Source organism: Brunnivagina elsteri CCALA 953 (assembly GCF_002289455.1).
GTDB classification, from domain to species: Bacteria; Cyanobacteriota; Cyanobacteriia; order Cyanobacteriales; family Nostocaceae; genus Brunnivagina; species Brunnivagina elsteri.
In genome coordinates this window covers 1-16,102 of record NZ_NTFS01000113.1, presented here as the reverse complement: position 1 = coordinate 16,102, position 16,102 = coordinate 1, and the positions used below count along the sequence as shown (strand labels likewise).

The 16,102-nt window shown below is 40.3% G+C and carries 15 protein-coding genes; 8 read left to right on the top strand and 7 right to left on the bottom strand.

All coding sequences use genetic code 11. The features are described from left to right. Window positions 1-204 precede the first annotated feature (204 nt). Window positions 205-2,745, top strand: coding sequence for a glycogen/starch/alpha-glucan phosphorylase (locus CK510_RS12255; RefSeq protein ID WP_095721973.1), 2,541 nt, complete (start codon window positions 205-207; stop codon window positions 2,743-2,745). Between the two features lie 12 nt (window positions 2,746-2,757). Here CK510_RS12255 and CK510_RS12250 read toward each other — a convergent pair whose 3' ends face one another. Further along, window positions 2,758-3,126 (bottom strand): Crp/Fnr family transcriptional regulator, encoded by a 369-nt coding sequence (locus CK510_RS12250; protein WP_095721972.1) that lies wholly within the window; start codon window positions 3,124-3,126, stop codon window positions 2,758-2,760. 712 nt (window positions 3,127-3,838) lie between these two features. On the opposite strand from CK510_RS12250, the gene CK510_RS12245 reads away from it, so the two are divergent. The 5 genes from CK510_RS12245 to CK510_RS12230 all read left to right on the top strand — a co-directional run bounded on the left by CK510_RS12245 (window position 3,839) and on the right by CK510_RS12230 (window position 7,292). Continuing rightward, entirely contained in the window at window positions 3,839-4,825 is a 987-nt protein-coding gene (locus CK510_RS12245; protein WP_211293179.1) for a patatin-like phospholipase family protein, read from the top strand. 81 nt (window positions 4,826-4,906) lie between these two features. Continuing rightward, window positions 4,907-5,041, top strand: coding sequence for a hypothetical protein (locus tag CK510_RS33945; protein WP_281257011.1), 135 nt, complete (start codon window positions 4,907-4,909; stop codon window positions 5,039-5,041). Next, window positions 5,038-5,325: a hypothetical protein gene (locus CK510_RS12240; protein WP_095721970.1), complete on the top strand. Its 288-nt coding sequence runs from the start codon at window positions 5,038-5,040 to the stop codon at window positions 5,323-5,325. The genes CK510_RS33945 and CK510_RS12240 overlap by 4 nt, the downstream gene beginning before the upstream one ends. Beyond that, on the top strand, window positions 5,294-5,662 hold the full coding sequence (locus CK510_RS31725) for a hypothetical protein (protein WP_158224894.1): 369 nt from the start codon (window positions 5,294-5,296) through the stop codon (window positions 5,660-5,662). The genes CK510_RS12240 and CK510_RS31725 overlap by 32 nt, the downstream gene beginning before the upstream one ends. A 73-nt stretch (window positions 5,663-5,735) precedes the next feature. Then, on the top strand, window positions 5,736-7,292 hold the full coding sequence (locus CK510_RS12230) for an ISKra4 family transposase (RefSeq protein WP_095721968.1): 1,557 nt from the start codon (window positions 5,736-5,738) through the stop codon (window positions 7,290-7,292). Here CK510_RS12230 and CK510_RS12225 read toward each other — a convergent pair. Together CK510_RS12225 and CK510_RS30975 are read right to left on the bottom strand one after the other, a co-directional pair. Then, window positions 7,285-7,608, bottom strand: coding sequence for a hypothetical protein (locus tag CK510_RS12225; RefSeq protein WP_095721967.1), 324 nt, complete (start codon window positions 7,606-7,608; stop codon window positions 7,285-7,287). The two genes, CK510_RS12230 and CK510_RS12225, sit on opposite strands and share 8 nt — an antisense overlap. Window positions 7,609-7,804: 196 nt before the next feature. Next, a complete protein-coding gene (locus tag CK510_RS30975; protein WP_143289283.1) occupies window positions 7,805-8,140 on the bottom strand; it encodes a hypothetical protein in 336 nt (111 codons plus the stop codon). Between CK510_RS30975 and CK510_RS12220 the strand changes: the two genes are divergently transcribed. Further along, window positions 8,121-8,429 carry a hypothetical protein gene (locus tag CK510_RS12220; protein ID WP_143289282.1) on the top strand — a complete coding sequence of 103 codons (309 nt, stop codon included), beginning with the start codon at window positions 8,121-8,123 and terminating at the stop codon, window positions 8,427-8,429. The genes CK510_RS30975 and CK510_RS12220 overlap by 20 nt on opposite strands. A 55-nt stretch (window positions 8,430-8,484) precedes the next feature. On the opposite strand, the gene CK510_RS31720 is transcribed toward CK510_RS12220, so the two are convergent. Beyond that, on the bottom strand, window positions 8,485-8,640 hold the full coding sequence (locus tag CK510_RS31720; protein ID WP_158224893.1) for a hypothetical protein: 156 nt from the start codon (window positions 8,638-8,640) through the stop codon (window positions 8,485-8,487). A gap of 137 nt (window positions 8,641-8,777) precedes the next feature. Between CK510_RS31720 and CK510_RS30970 the strand changes: the two genes are divergently transcribed. Further along, the gene (locus CK510_RS30970; RefSeq protein WP_143289281.1) at window positions 8,778-9,077 is read left to right on the top strand and encodes a hypothetical protein; all 300 of its coding nucleotides are present in this window, start codon (window positions 8,778-8,780) and stop codon (window positions 9,075-9,077) included. Window positions 9,078-9,141: 64 nt separating this feature from the next. Here CK510_RS30970 and CK510_RS12210 read toward each other — a convergent pair whose 3' ends face one another. The 3 genes from CK510_RS12210 to CK510_RS12200 all read right to left on the bottom strand — a co-directional run bounded on the left by CK510_RS12210 (window position 9,142) and on the right by CK510_RS12200 (window position 15,648). After that, a complete protein-coding gene (locus tag CK510_RS12210; RefSeq protein WP_095721965.1) occupies window positions 9,142-13,743 on the bottom strand; it encodes an nSTAND1 domain-containing NTPase in 4,602 nt (1,533 codons plus the stop codon). A 165-nt stretch (window positions 13,744-13,908) separates the two neighbouring features. Then, window positions 13,909-14,847: a DUF1822 family protein gene (locus CK510_RS12205; protein ID WP_095721964.1), complete on the bottom strand. Its 939-nt coding sequence runs from the start codon at window positions 14,845-14,847 to the stop codon at window positions 13,909-13,911. A gap of 66 nt (window positions 14,848-14,913) precedes the next feature. Beyond that, window positions 14,914-15,648: a sigma-70 RNA polymerase sigma factor region 4 domain-containing protein gene (locus CK510_RS12200; protein WP_245912098.1), complete on the bottom strand. Its 735-nt coding sequence runs from the start codon at window positions 15,646-15,648 to the stop codon at window positions 14,914-14,916. Between the last annotated feature and the right edge of the window lie 454 nt (window positions 15,649-16,102).

Below are 16,102 nucleotides of genomic sequence, written 5' to 3'. Positions count from 1 at the left end.
ACTTATCTATATTTCTCAGATCGGAAATATTTAAAAAACTTAATATATAATATAAGCAATTTTAAGTTATTCATTAGACTGCATCTCTCAAGTATTAGAAATTTCCGTAGAAAATACAATACAAACTTACCATTCAAATAGGACGTTGTATTTTCTAGTGGCTTAAAGCTTTGCTAAAACATAATCAAAAAGCAAACAGAACTTATGCAAAATCAAAAAATCCTGGTACAGGTAGAAGATGACCGCACTGGTTTGAGTGTAGAAACTTTAAAACGAGCATTTCTCGATAATCTGTTTTACATACAGGGCAAATTTCCAGAAATAGCCACTTCTCACGACCACTACATGGCACTGGCATATACGGTGCGCGATCGCTTGCTCCAACGCTGGATTAGTACAACTGAAACCTATGCAAAAACAAACGTAAGAACGGTTGGTTACCTATCGGCAGAATTTCTGACCGGACCACATTTGGGCAACAATTTGCTGAATTTAGGCATTTACGACCAAGTACAACAGGCTGTTAGCGAACTAGGGTTGGATTTGGAAACCCTGCTAGAAGAGGAAGAAGAACCCGGACTAGGTAATGGCGGTTTGGGACGACTTGCATCTTGTTATCTAAATTCGCTAGCAGCTTTAGAAATTCCAGCGATTGGTTACGGTATTCGTTACGAGTATGGAATTTTTGACCAGGAAATTCGCTTTGGGTGGCAGGTGGAAATTACCGACCATTGGTTGCGCTATGGAAATCCTTGGGAAATTGGGCACCCAGAATGGGCTGTAGAGGTAAAGCTAGGGGGTTTTACTCAAACTAGCATCGATAAACAGGGTCGCTATCGAATAAAGTGGATTCCTGACAAGGTAATCAAGGGTGTTCCCTACGATACGCCGATTTTGGGATATAAAACCAATACTGCTAATACTTTACGTTTGTGGACGGCAAAGGCAATTGAATCCTTTGATTTTGCTGCGTTTAACTCTGGTGACTACTTTGGTGCGGTTCACGAAAAGATATTCTCAGAAAACCTCTCTAAAGTTCTTTACCCCAACGACGAACCGTTTCAAGGTAAGCAACTACGTCTAGAACAACAATATTTCTTTGTCTCGTGTTCGCTGCAAGATATTATCCGCATTCATCGCTACAGAGGAGACAAGGTAGAAACACTACACGAAAAATTTGCCCTGCAATTAAATGATACCCATCCCGCGATCGCAGTGCCAGAGCTAATGCGGTTGCTAGTGGACGAGCATAGCATGGAGTGGGAACAAGCATGGAACGTTACCCAAAAGACCTTTGCCTACACCAATCACACCCTATTGCCAGAAGCCTTAGAACGTTGGTCAATTGGTTTATTTGCTTACTTGCTACCCAGGCATTTAGAAATTATCTATGAAATTAATCGCCGTTTTCTCAATCAAGTTCGCGCCAAGTATCCCAATGATGGCGAAATATTACGACGAATGTCGCTAATCGATGAAAGTGGAGAGCGATATATTCGCATGGCACACTTAGCTTGTGTGGGAAGTCATGCAATTAACGGAGTCGCAGCATTACATACGGAACTTTTAAAGAAACAGATATTACCCGATTTCTACAAATTTTCTCCAGAAAAGTTTAGCAATAAAACTAATGGTGTGACCCCGCGCCGTTTTATTGTTCTTAGCAATCCAAGATTAACTAATTTAATAACCAGCAAAATTGGAGACAATTGGACTACGCATTTAGAAGATTTAAGAAACCTAGAAGCCTTTATTGACGACCCAGGATTTCGTCAGGAATGGTGCCAAATTAAACAATCAATCAAAGAAGATTTAGCTGCCTACATTTACAAAGAAAATGGTATAATCGTCAATAACCACTCACTTTTTGATATCCACACAAAACGAATTCACGAGTATAAGCGGCAGCACTTAAATATACTCCACATCATCACCCTGTATAACCGCATCAAGGCAAACCCAGACATTAATCTCATACCCCGGACATTCATTTTTGCTGGCAAAGCTGCTCCTAGCTATTACATGGCAAAGTTAATTATTAAGTTAATCCACTCTGTCGCCGAGGTCGTAAACAACGACCCCGATATACAAGGACGCATTAAGATAGTTTTTCTTAAAGACTATAATGTTAAGTTGGCTCAAAGAATTTGTCCTGCGGCAGACTTGTCCGAGCAAATTTCCTTAGCAGGCAAAGAAGCTTCGGGTACAGGTAATATGAAATTTGCCATGAATGGTGCATTAACTATCGGCACACTCGATGGCGCAAATATTGAGATTCGTGAAGAAGTAGGGGTTGAAAATTTCTTTTTGTTTGGATTAAAAACTGAAGAAGTGTCTGCTTTAAAAGCTAGTGGTTACAACCCTTGGTATTACTATCAAAATAATTCCGAACTGCACCTCGTTATCAATCGCATTGCCGAAGGCTACTTTTCTCAGGGTGACTGCAATCTTTTTAGACCATTGCTGGATACTCTCCTCAATTGGGATGAATATTTGTTATTAGCAGATTATCAATCCTACATTGATTGTCAGGAGCGAGTTAGCCAAGCATACCGCAATCCAGATTACTGGACGCGGATGTCAATTTTGAATGTAGCGCGGATAGGTAAATTTTCTTCTGACCGTGCCATTCGCGAATACTGCCAAGATATCTGGAAAGTTGAGCCTGTCAAGATTAAATTGCAAGAGTATGCGAGCGCAAAAGTAAATCTCAACGGGCATTTTGCAAAACCACATCCAATTTGACGTTGCTACTTTTTATAACTGATGTTCCAAGTTACTTAAGCGTTGGGAGTAGCTTCGCATTACTTCCAGGGCAAACATCGGTGTTTCTTGAACAGCAAACAAAAAGCGTTGCTCATCGAGAAAAGCCAGTTTGCAGTCAGTTTTAGCGGTTGCAGTATAAGTTCTATTATTTATGCCGATAAGGGCACCAGTACCAAAGACATCTCCGGCTTTAATCGTCTCAATAACCTTGCCATTAACGGAGATTTTAACTTCTCCTTCCAGAACACCGTACATCACATCTCCAGGTTGTCCTTCCTCAAAAATGACTTCACCAGATGCAAATACTTTAGGCTCGGTTTGCTTTTGGAAGATGCTTATGGTTTCCACAGCACTTAACATGAATTTGTTCCTCTAACTACAAGGAAAGTTTAGAACTTAATCTGGACTTACGCAACTAACACTTAAGTCTTGCTAAACGCGAAGCCTATAATCTTTCGTTTTGCAAGTTTTTTACTTATTTTTAGTCTCAAAAGCAAGTCTGCTGAATATCGAGGCTGATCTGTGCCAGTTGAGTAAGTCTTCAGAAGATTCTTTGTAAAAAATTAGACATGCTCACAAAATCCTCATATTTATGTTTTAGCTTAAAATTATAGGCAGGTAATAAATAATACAAGTTATCAAGCCAAAAAATGTTTATCAAGGGATACATTAATTTCGGTATTGTTGAATTGAAGTATGAAATTAAAAATCAGATATTTTAAACTTCTGACTATCTGCACCTCTGCATGAGACAAGTTTATACCTAATATTCAGCAACGCTTAAATTTCAAATAGAGACTGATAACTTAGACTAAATTACCAGGGTGACAAAGAGAGGTTCAAGTGACAAGAAAAACTAGATTAGATTTACGACTTGCTTAAAACACCCCACTTTAGGAGGGAAAGCAAATGTGTACTAAACCTCGTCCATGATGAAACCCGGAGTTTTTTTTAAGATTCAAATCCGTCATTGCGACGTAAGGTAGACACAAAGTGGCTACCCGCAGGGTAGCAATCTCAAGGTCTTTGTGGAAAACTACAGTTCTCAAAGTAGACGAGGTTTATCAAAATTTTGTCCATTGATGGTGGTGGTATTCGCGGCATTATTCCAGCCATAATTCTGTCAGTCATAGAAGAAAAAACCGGGAAAGCGATCGCAGAATTATTTGACATTATTGCAGGGATTTCCACCGGAGGGTTATTGGCTTTGGCTCTAACAAAACCACTGCCTGATGGTACACCTGAATATTCAGCTAAAAGACTAATTGAATTGTACGAACAAGAAGGAAAAAATATTTTCTTCAATCCAGAAGAAATACCTTCACCATTGAAACCAAAATATCCATCGGATGGGATTGAAAAGTTTCTGAAAACATACTTTGAGGAAGCACGTTTAAGCGAAGCTCTTCAAGAGGTTTTAATAGCCAGTTATGATGTTGAAAAATCATCTCCCTATTTTTTTAAACGTCATCAAGCTCAAATAAAACCAAATCTTTATGACTTTCCAATGGCAAAAGTTGCCAGAGCTACTTCTGCTGTTCCAGGTTATTTTGCACCATTGAAACTAGAAGTAAATGAGCCAGCATCTCCAAATCTAGTACTTATTGATGGAGGTGTTTTTGCCAACAATCCTGCGATGTGTGCCTATAGTGAAGCCAAAAATCTCTATCCAGATGCAACAGATTTTTTACTTGTCTCTATTGGGACAGGAGAATTGACTCGCAAATTATGCTATGAAGAGATTAAAGATTGGGGAATGGTTCAATGGTCACAATCCCTACTGGATATTATTTTTGATGGTGTTGCTGATGCGGTCAATTACCAGTTAAAAGAATTATTACCTTCAGAATTATGTCAGAAATATTACTATCGTTTTCAAACTGATAAATTAGCACCAGATAGTGCGATCGATGATGTCAGTGAATGTAATATTCAATTTTTAAAAGGTCTAGCACAAATAATTATCGAAAAACAAGAGGAGGATTTAGAAGAACTATGTCAAAAATTAGTTTGTATACAATCGATTGGGTGTAAACCCATGAGAGATTTTGAGGTTTGATATTTCGTATTTTATCAAGTATTGGTAAGTCAGTAATCTACTTCCTATACAGTCATAATACTTAATTAATAGGAGGGTATTATGTTATTCAACAAATTTGCTGCAATTGGTCTGCTTGGCTTTTCTGCGAGTGCTTTACTTGTTGGAAATCCAGTCCTTGCTCAAACCGTCAACCAAGAAATTAACCAGATACTTTCGTTAACGGAAGTAACTTGACGATTAATCCAACTGGCACATTAAATCAGTTAATTAATTGTGAAGCCAGAAATTACAATGAATCTGTCGATCCTCGTTGTGATGCGAGCAATACCGCGATTTATGGTTCCCACGGCAATACAAATCCGAAACCACCGGATAACCATCACAATGGTGGTCATAATAATCACGTTCCCAACGTGAACCAAAATGTCGAAAACGGTGGAACAAACACGACTGTTATTGCTCCTGCGACTTTTTTTGGCACAAGAAGTGGCTCCGCTAATATACCAATCAAAGGATAATCGTTATCGGGGATTATCTAAGTTATTTTTTCGTGTGTTTTTTACTCGTACATCTGCTTGGAATGGTATTGGTAATATGGCGATTGAGCCATTATTAATTCTCTCGGAATTAACTCAAATACATGATTTGAAGTTTTTAACATTATTAACTTGGTCTTCGGTGTTAGCTTCTAGATGTTTATTACGCAAAAAGAAGGCTTGGTGTCCAATTTGTTATGAGGACTGGGAGCAAAATGGTATTGAAATACATGAACCATTATTGTGGTCAATTGGGTGTGGCTCTTTTGGAAGTACGCTATACTTTGGAAGAATAAAGATGATAAGCTGGTCAGAGTAGTATTTTGAGCAAATAATCATGTATTGCTGACGAGGTTTCCAAATAAGCATCTATTGGGAGATAATCGAGACATATGAAAGCATCTACCTCAAAAGAAGATATGTTTTTCTCGGAAGCACGAGAGCTATTTGAAGAAATGGTGAACTGGTTAAGTGAGGATAGTGTTTGCGGTTTAGAGCATGGAGAATTAGAGAACAAACTCCTGGATAACGGAAACGAACTATTAAGACGACTGTTGCAAGGCTATTTAAACAGACGTAGTAATGATGAAATAGAGGGGGAGTTTTTGGGGAGTGACTTAGCTAAAAGAACCCACAAAAAGAGATTTTCCCGGACACTGGCAACAATATTTGGCACAGTGACAGTCAATCGAATTGGCTACGGAGGAAGAAAAACAACTTCTCTGAATCCATTGGATGCGGAATTAAACCTACCAGAATCTAAATATTCCCACGGAATTAGGCAACGAATAGCAGTGGAAGCGGCACGTTCGGGTTTTGGTGAGACAAGAGAAATAATCAAGAAAGCGATGCCAGTTGAGATAGGTAAGCGTCAAGTAGAAGACTTGGCTCGCCATAGTGCTTGCGATTTTGATGATTTCTATAGCGAACAACAAGCACAGTCAAAGGAACTGGAGGAAACCGGAGAAATTGTGGTAATCAGTGCAGACGGAAAGGGTGTTGTTATGCGTACAGAAGATTTACGTGCTGAGACCCAAAAAAGGGCGCTTGCTTCAAACAAAAAGTTAAATAAACGATTGACCAAGGGAGAAAAACGCAACTCAAAGCGAATGGCAACGGTGGCTTCAGTTTATACTATTAACCCATTTGTCCGTACTGCTCAACAAATTGTCAACCCAGAAGAAGATAAAGAAAATCTCAAACGACCTCGACCACAAGGTAAGCGTGTTTGGGCAAGCCTAGTTAAAGAGCCTGAACAAGTCCTAAAAGAAGCATTTGATGAAGCATTACACCGCGACCCCAATCAACAAAAGCACTTTTGTGCCCTAGTCGATGGTAATAAGACACAATTGTCACTGTTGAATAAATTCGCTCGTCAACACAATCTCAAGTTAACCATCGTCCTAGACATTATTCACGTGATTGAGTATTTGTGGAAAGCTGCGTTTGCCTTCTATGAGAATACCAGTAAAGAGGCAGAAGCTTGGGTAAGCAAACGTTTGCTGCTTATCCTAGAAGGCAAGTCGAGCTTTGTTGCTGCTGGTATGCGTCGCAGCGCCACTCTACGCAAACTTACTCCATCAGAACGAAAATCAGTCGATGTCTGTGCCAGATATTTGCTTAATAACAGTGCTTACCTTAAATACGATGATTACTTGAAAGCTGGGCTGCCGATTGCGACTGGAGTCATTGAAGGCGCTTGTCGCCATCTTATTAAAGATCGAATGGATATTACAGGCGCTCGCTGGAGCCTTGAAGGTGCGGAAGCTGTTTTACGGCTTCGTTCCCTCTACATTAGTGGTGACTGGGATGAGTATTGGCGCTTCCATTTAAAGCAAGAACATCAACGCAATCACTCTTGCTTCTATAAAAACGGCATTCCTTTAATGAAGCGAGTGATTCAAGCTCGCTGTTCTACTACTGCTCCCACGGTCACAATGGCTATCTAAACGTCATTCTTCGTCTTTCTAAAAGAGCTGCACCCGTTTGACTTGTATCGCTCCATGACATTAATTTCCTAGCTTGATTGTCTATAATAGAACCTGGCATTTGAATTTCAAAGTCCTGATTTTGTCCCCGATAGGTATCATTCAGTGCAATTATGGTAGGTTGTTTTGTTGTTATCTGGTTGTTATTAGCCGATACTAAAGATGTTGATTCAGATTGATTAGTTTGGGCTTTTAATGTGCTAATAGCTTGTGCTTTAGGAAGGTAAACTGAAGTTCCGAAGACTAGGATTGTAAGTGCCAATTTCCATGCTTTCATGATGATGTATCTCCTATGAATAATGTCGAGGTATTGTTTTTTAGGTCAGTTATATTGTCTGAACCCCTTCATAGGAAGATACGAATTTATTTAAGTGCAATTACGCAGTTTATAAAAGATTTATTTTGATTTTGTCGAAGAATAATATGATGCTTTTTTAGTGTGTGTGACGGCTACAATAAAAATCGTGAATAAATCAATCGATGTTGCGATCGCACACCATTATCAACAGACAAAAAACAGCAGATTCTTTGATATCATGCGATCGCACACCAACACCAACAGATAAAAACAGCAGATTCATTGATATCATGCGATCGCACACCAGCACCAACAGTTCAAAACAGTGGATTCCTTGATGAGAGCGATCGCATACCAACACCAACAGTTCAAAACAGCAGATTCCTTGATGAGAATGATCGCACACCATTACCAACAGACAAAAAACAGCAGATTCTTTGATATCATGCGATCGCACACCATTACCAACAGACAAAAAAACAGCAGATTCATTGATATCATGCGATCGCACACCAGCACCAACAGTTCAAAACAGTGGATTCCTTGATGAGAGCGATCGCACACCATTACCAACAGGCAAAAACAGTAGATTTTTTGAGTATCATGCGATCGCACACCAGCACCAACAGATAAAAACAGCAGATTCCTTGATATCATGCGATCGCACACCAGCACCAACAGACAAAAACAGTAGATTCGTTGATGAGAGCGATCGCACCGAAACGCACCGTTTCCAGATGATTAGTCGCGGCGATCGCAAGTTTTATGAGCAATGCAAAATTAAACGCTTTTATGTCTGACTCCAGTCTTTAATCTCTAAATCTTCGATTTTCTCGAAATCTCTGTGATTGTTAGTCACAAGAACCAAATCGTTAGCGATCGCATTATGTTGATGGCTGGTTTTTTGAGATGCGATCGCACTTCTAATTTAACATGTACTATACAAGCGAACAACTTACGTCGCGCAAGCTTTGCACTTCTCAACCAAGCCTTACCGTAAAGCGATCGCATTTCTAATTTAACCCTTGCTGCAAAGCGATCGCATTTCTAATTTAACCCGTACTGCAAAGCGATCGCACTTCTAATTTAACCCTTACCGTAAAGCGATCGCACTTCTAATTTAACCCTTACCGTAAAGCGATCGCACTTTGAATTTAACCCGTACCATAAAGCGATCGCACTTCTCAACCAAACGATACTGTAAAGCGATCGCACTTCCCAACCAAGCCTTACTATACAAGCGATCGCACTTCTCAACCAAGCCTTACTATACAAGCGATCGCATTTCTCAACCAAGCCTTACTATACAAGCGATCGCACTACTCAACCAAGCCTTACGGAACAAGCGATCGCATTTCTCAACCAAACCATACTGTAAAAGCATCGCACTTCCCAACCAAGCCTTACGGAACAAGCGATCGCGTCAACTTTCCGTAGGAATCACCTAACCAACATCAAGCAAATTTACCCATTTAGAAAATCGCCTCCCCTAGCGGTATTACAAATTACGAATTACGAATTATTTTTGATGTTGTCACACAAATGTCTATCTTCTGGGCTGACATCGGGGTTATTTTGCAGGTAGTAGTGTATCAAGCCACACCCCCGCACCAACAAATTATCTAAATCAAAATTCCACAAAATTATCGTTTTGTCACTGGACGCAGAAGCAATAATTTTGCCATCTGGGCTAAAGCTGACGCTCCTAACAGAGTCAGTATGCTCTTGAAGGGTTGTAATTTCCCTACCACTGTTGATATCCCACAGTTTTACCCTGTCGCCTGATGCGGAAGCAAGGATTTTGCCATCTGGACTAAAACTGGCGCTATCAACTAAGCGTTTGTACCCTTTAAGAGTTTTAACTTCCTGGTAATTGTTGATATTCCACAGTTTCACTGTGCTGTCACTAGATGCGGAAGCAAGGGTTTTGCCATCTGGGCTAAAGCTGACGCTATGAACTAAGCCTGTGTGCCCCTTAAGAGTTTGAATTTCCGTATTACTGTTGGTATCCCACAGTTTCACTGTGTTGTCCCAAGATGCGGAAGCCAGAGTTTTGCCATCCGGACTAAAGCTGACGCTCCTAACATAGGATGTATGACCTTTAAGGGTGTTAACTTCCAGACCAGTTTTGACATCCCACAGTTTCACTGTGTTGTCACTAGATGCGGAAGCAAGGATTTTGCCATCTTGACTAAAGCTGACGCTATCAACACCCTCTGTATGCCCTTGAAGGGTGTTAACCTCTTGACCAGTTTTGACATCCCACAGTTTCACCGTTTTGTCACTAGATGCAGAAGCAAGGATTTTGCCATCCGGGCTAAAGCTGACGCTATAAACAGCCTCTGTATGCCCTTGAAGGGTGTTAATTTCCCGACCAGTTTTGACATCCCACAGTTTCACCGCTTTGTCCCAAGATGCAGAAGCAAGGGTTTTGCCATCCGGACTAAAATTGACACTCCAAACATAGGATGCATGTCCTTGAAGGGTGTTAACTTCCCTACTAGGATTGATATCCCACAGTTTCACCGTTTTGTCACCAGATGCGGAAGCAAGGGTTTTGCCATCTGGGCTAAAGCTGACGCTCTTAACTTCGTCTGTATGACCTTTAAGGGTGTTAACTTCCCGACCAGTTTTGACATCCCACAGTTTCACTGTATCGTCTCTAGATGCAGAAGCAAGGATTTTGCCATCCGGACTAAAATTGACGCTATCAACATTGGCTGTATGACCTTTAAGGGTGTTAACTTCCCTACTAGTTTTGACATCCCACAGTTTCAACGTTTTGTCCCAAGACGCAGAAGCAAGGATTTTGCCATCCGGGCTAAAGCTGACGCTATAAACAGCCTCTGTATGACCTTTAAGGGTGTTAATTTCCCGACCAGTTTTGACATCCCACAGTTTCAACGTTTTGTCCCAAGACGCGGAAGCAAGGGTTGTACCATTTGGACTAAAGCTGACGCTCTTAACATCATTTGTATGCCCTTGAAGAGTGTTAACTTCCCGACCAGTTTTAACATCCCACAGTTTCACTGTGCTGTCACTAGATGCGGAAGCAAGGGTTTTGCCATCTGGGCTAAAGCTAACACTCCAAACATTGGATGTATGTCCTTGAAGAGTGTTAACTTCCCGACCAGTTTTGACATCCCACAGTTTCACTGTTTTGTCGTGTGATGCGGAGGCAAGGGTTTTGCTATCTGGGCTAAAGCTGACACTCCAAACATAGGATGCATGTCCTTGAAGGGTGTTAACTTCCCGACCAGTTTTGACATCCCACAGTTTCACCGTTTTGTCACTAGATGCAAAAGCAAGAATTTTGCCATCTGGGCTAAAGCTGACACTTTCAACAGGGTCTGTATACCCTTTAAGGGTTTTAACGTTAAACAGAGAGACTACCTCCCGCAATGTAGATATAGCCTGCATTCGATTTTCTGATGTTATCCAAGGTTTCCAAAAACTTTTGAGTAGTTTTCCAGCTTTGATAACTTCCGTTAACGCCTCCTCTTGGTCATTTTGTTGAAAATATTTTTCTGAACTTAAACTTAATTGACTCACTTCCGAATTAATTCTGCGAATCTCACTCACGGCAGCAAATCCCGAAATCACCAACAAAGCAGAAACCAACCCAGCAATAATACTCCTCCGCAACCTCTCCTTCTGCTTCCTCTCCCTCTCCCGCAACTCCACACTCTTCTCAATAAACCATCGCTGCGGTTTACTCACCTCCCCACCCCGCTGCTGCAACCAATCCTCCGCCACAGCCAAAGTCGCACCCCGCAACAAAGCCCCCTCATCCTTACCACTCTCCACCCATTGCTGCAACGCAACCATCAACCCTTGTTGCCAAATGCGAAATTTGCGGTTCTCCTGCATCCATCCCCGCAACCGTCCCCAATGGCGAATCAAAGCCTCGTGGACGACTTCCACCGTTTCCTCATGACTCAACTCATCCCGGTTCGTCACCACTAACCGCTTGTCAGCCAACCGCGTCACCAAATCCCAATTCTCTCCCCCCACTTCTTCACTCGTCGCCAACCTGCGGGTATCTTCCGTACCTTCCCCCGGTTGCACTAACTGAATAAACACTCGTTGGGCTTTTTCCCGTTCCCCCTCGCTCAAGTCTGCATAAACCATCTCCGCATAATTCGCCAATGCTTGCTCCACCCCGCCAATTTTCTTATATGCTTGATGGGTCAACCTTCCCGCATATTGTTGCTTCCACAACTGAGTCAGGGTAAATTCCAACAACGGTAAACGCCCATCCCCATCTTGGATATCATCAATTATGGTATTACACAAACCCTCCTCAAACTCAAAACCCAATTGTCTCGCGGGGAGTGTAATGGCTGCTTCCAACTCCTCCCGATTCATCCGCACCACAGGTTCTAGTTGATACTGTTGCAAAGCCCGCCCAAAAGGCTCATAATCATCCAACGCCCTAGATAAAAAATCCGCCCGCAAGGTGAGTAATAAGGTGAAAAATGGTGCATTATTAACCGCTTGTAGCAAACCATCCAAGAAAATTTTGCGTTCTTCCGCATCCGTACACAGAGTATAAATTTCCTCAAATTGGTCAGCAATCAACAGTATTCGCGTGACCTCTCCCCCAACCCCTCCCCTGCGAGGGGAGGGGAGCATATTTCCCCCTTCCCTACGAGGGAAGGGGGGTAGGGGGGTTAGGTCAGTGATAAAGTTTTGTAGAGTTGCCGAATCACCCTGCAAATTCACATCCAATTCCAACTCAGCCAAACGTCGCTTATCTTCCGGTAAATCCAACGCCGAAACCAACGCTACAGCCAAAGCAGCAAAGGGATTTTTACCGGGACGAAACGATAAAATCAACCAATTATTATCCCCACGCAATTGCGGAATTAACCCAGCAAACACCAGCGAAGATTTCCCACTTCCTGAAGCACCAACTACAGCCACCAAAGGTCTATTATTAACAGCAGTAATTAAACTCGCGGTTGCTTTATTTCTCCCAAAAAAATACTCGGCATTTTCTTCTTTAAACGCACTCAAACCTTGATAGGGACAAAAAGAAATTATCCCCAAACTTTGCCAAGTTGGTGGAGTTTCGGTTTGATTTTGGACAATTACCGGAAGCCAACTAGCACAGGGAAATTCTGACTCTAGTTGTTGTAATTCCAATCGTGCATTTCTCACCGAAATATATAGATATTTTCCACCAGTAAACTCTTGCAGAAAATACTTTAAAAACTCCTGTGCAACTATATCCGGTACAGGTTCCCGCATCACAATTACTTGGGGAATATGCAATTGTTCCAACTCATAAGCAATCCCCAAACCATCGCAGGAATTAAAAAATGCAACTTGCAAGCGTCTTTTAATTGCCACTTGCAAAGCATCCCGCAATTCTGCGATCGTCAAACTATCATGATTATTTATATAAATCCTCCCCTGGGTTTCCTCAGTTTGGGAATGTCCAGAGAAAAATAACATATCCCAACCCAAATCATCTTGTAAATAATTATTCAAATCCTCCCGTGATGGTTGATTTAATAAAACAATTTCCGCATCATCACCACAAAAATTATGTAACAGCTTTTTATCAGCTTCAATATCAATATTTGAACTATCCCCCAAAATAATCAAAATTCTAATCTTGTCTCGTAATACTCTTTCCCCTCGTTCAGCATTTGGCGAACTTAAAGCCACCTCTAGCAGTGGAAAATTAATTAAAACATCCCATAAATGCCAAGGTAGCTGACGTAATTCATGGCAAGAAGTCGTAATTATAACTCTGATTTCATCTTGGGGATTTAGTTCTTTGAGAGAATTGACAATAGAGGTAAAAGATTCTATCTTCAACCATTGATTAAAACTAGCAAGTAAATTTATAGATTCTCTCGTACATTCTTGATTTAAAGATTCCAGATTAACCCGACGACTTCCCCCAGATTTAACCCTAAATTGACTATACCGACTGCAATATATCTCGTGCCAGCTATTTAATAATTGCGGAATACTAATATTTTCCGGTAAGTTACCTGTAGTGGTTCTATAAGCGCGTTGCCCTTCATTTGCGATTTCTAAATTGACTTGAAACCCCAATTCAAAATTACCATCAAATTTTAGAACAACTAGCTTTTTCATAGGTGATACACTTTAATTTATTTGATTTATATTCCTCGTTCCCTGGCTCTGCCAGGGAATAACATTTTAGAGGCTCTGCCTCTTGTATTTCATGAGGCAAAGCCTCTTTTTTTATGTTTATATGCAGAGCATAGGAACCAGAAATTGATTATAAATTTCTAATTATCATACAACAAATTCTTGGGTAACTTTTGACTCACCTAAAATTATCTCAACACAAAATTCCTCATTTAATTTTGCACTTAATTCAATCTCCACCCAATTGTCATTCTGCCGAGAAGTAACAGCATCTACTTGCTTCCCATCTTCATCAATAACGGCTAACTTTAATCCAGGTGGTAAACAAACACTTTTCTCCAAGTCGGGTTGAACTTGTACAATAATATCTATTTCATCTTGATTTTGATTTTTCACATCAATTATCTCTTTATTTTTAGGATTTAACTTGACAATCAAAGCAACAGATGCACCATTTAATTGCAAACCTATATCAATTTTTTTACCTTTTGTAATGCTAAAATTCCTAGCAAATCTTAGAGTCAGTTCTCGTGGGTTAAATATCTCTTCCACGTTTAACCAACCTTCTGTAATTACTCCTTTCATCCATTCTCGAATGTTGACTTTTGCAGTTTGTTCCTTCGCTGTTAAATAATCAAGTAAATTATCTACAGATTGCAACTGACTTAAAGGAACTTTCGCTAGTGTTTGAGTTGTAAACCCTAAAATTGTGGCTTCTTTTAAAGATTGGTTAAACTGCACCGCAACATAAGCAACTCTATCTGCTCTTACCTCCGTGGGAATTTCCAAATATTCCGCATCTGGCAACACCGGGCGACATTCGATTTTACCAATATTTGTTACTTCCAAATCAGCTAAATCAATTAAACTTAACATCCACGGATTACTATTATCTGCATTTGAAACCTTAGTTTCAAAACCCATGCAATCAAGATAATAATTGACTGCATATACAGCTAAAGTATTGAGATAGGCTTTTTTCCCATTTTCACTATTTGATATTCCCTGTCTGCGTTGATTTGCCTTTGCATGAGCTTCAATACTGAGAGGAATGCTGAAAGATGTTTGTTCGTGGTTAGTGTTCATAATTGTCCTGAATACGTTTGTGCAAGAGTGAATAATTGAGAATTAATGTTCGATATACTGTGAGATTTACTGTAAATATTTACGAAAATAATCGATGATTTTACGCTTTTTAATATTGCGTTGATATAGTTCGGAAAGTCTGGGTACAGGATGACCTAATTTTTGCGATATTTCTTCCCACGTTTTCTCCGAGAACCTCATCAGCATGACTTTCTGTAAATTGGCATTTGTATCTTCCCCAATATAAGTGTTTTGTAGAATACCCTCTGGATCATCTGCGACGAAATTCTTAGTCGTTGATATTTCCAATTCATCTTCAGTTTCAGTAATTAATTTATCTTTGATTTCATTTTGAACTCTTGATAATTCTCTACTTACAGGTTTGTCTGAGCTACTATTACAACTATCTAACTCATCAAGAGATAATATTTTGGGCTGCTTATTTTCATATCTCCTCAAAACATCTATGAATCGGGAATTAAATCTTTTATTTACCCAAGCCATCACGGGATGCTCTGGACGATAATTTTCGATGTTTTTGCAAATTTCCAAATAGGTATTTGCTTCCGCTTCGCTATAAATATCTGGAAAATCAGGAAGATACCGATATTTTAGAAACTTTGTTAACTTCCCCGAACTTTGAATTTTGGCAATCAATTTATTGAGAACTTTCCTTCGCTCCGCACTTTTGGCGGAATATTCTTGTGCTGCGTACACTAGCTGACGCAGATGCAAATCTAAATCATCATCCATCGGAATCTCCTGCTGCACCTCGAATGCTTGGTATTTTGTTGTCATCATAGATACATAGAATACTGTAGGGGTAAATGGTCATTTGAGCTTTGGGAAGTTTGCGCGATCGCCGAAGGCTTAAGCTTCGCTTATCGCTTGTACCGCATAACAGGTAAAATATCCCAGGTATCGCGCTTTAACCGGGAATCTATAGACTTTCATCGATGCATGGCAATTCCTCCCCAATCTCTTTAAACCCTTCTACGAATAAGGTGAGGAGTTTTTACGCAGTTTTTAGGAAAATTTTTGAAAATTATTTCTGTAGTATGAGGTTACAGAAACAGGAGGGACAGGGTAAAGCCATTAAACTTCAGACTTGTAGCATATATCCAGAAATTACTACCAAACGAACCCCTAAGCTAAAATAGGAATTAGAGGGAATATTGTGTAGTAAACCTCGTCCATTTTGAGAACTGGAGTTTTCCACGAAAATATATTATTGTGAATTTAGGGGTGTAGTTGA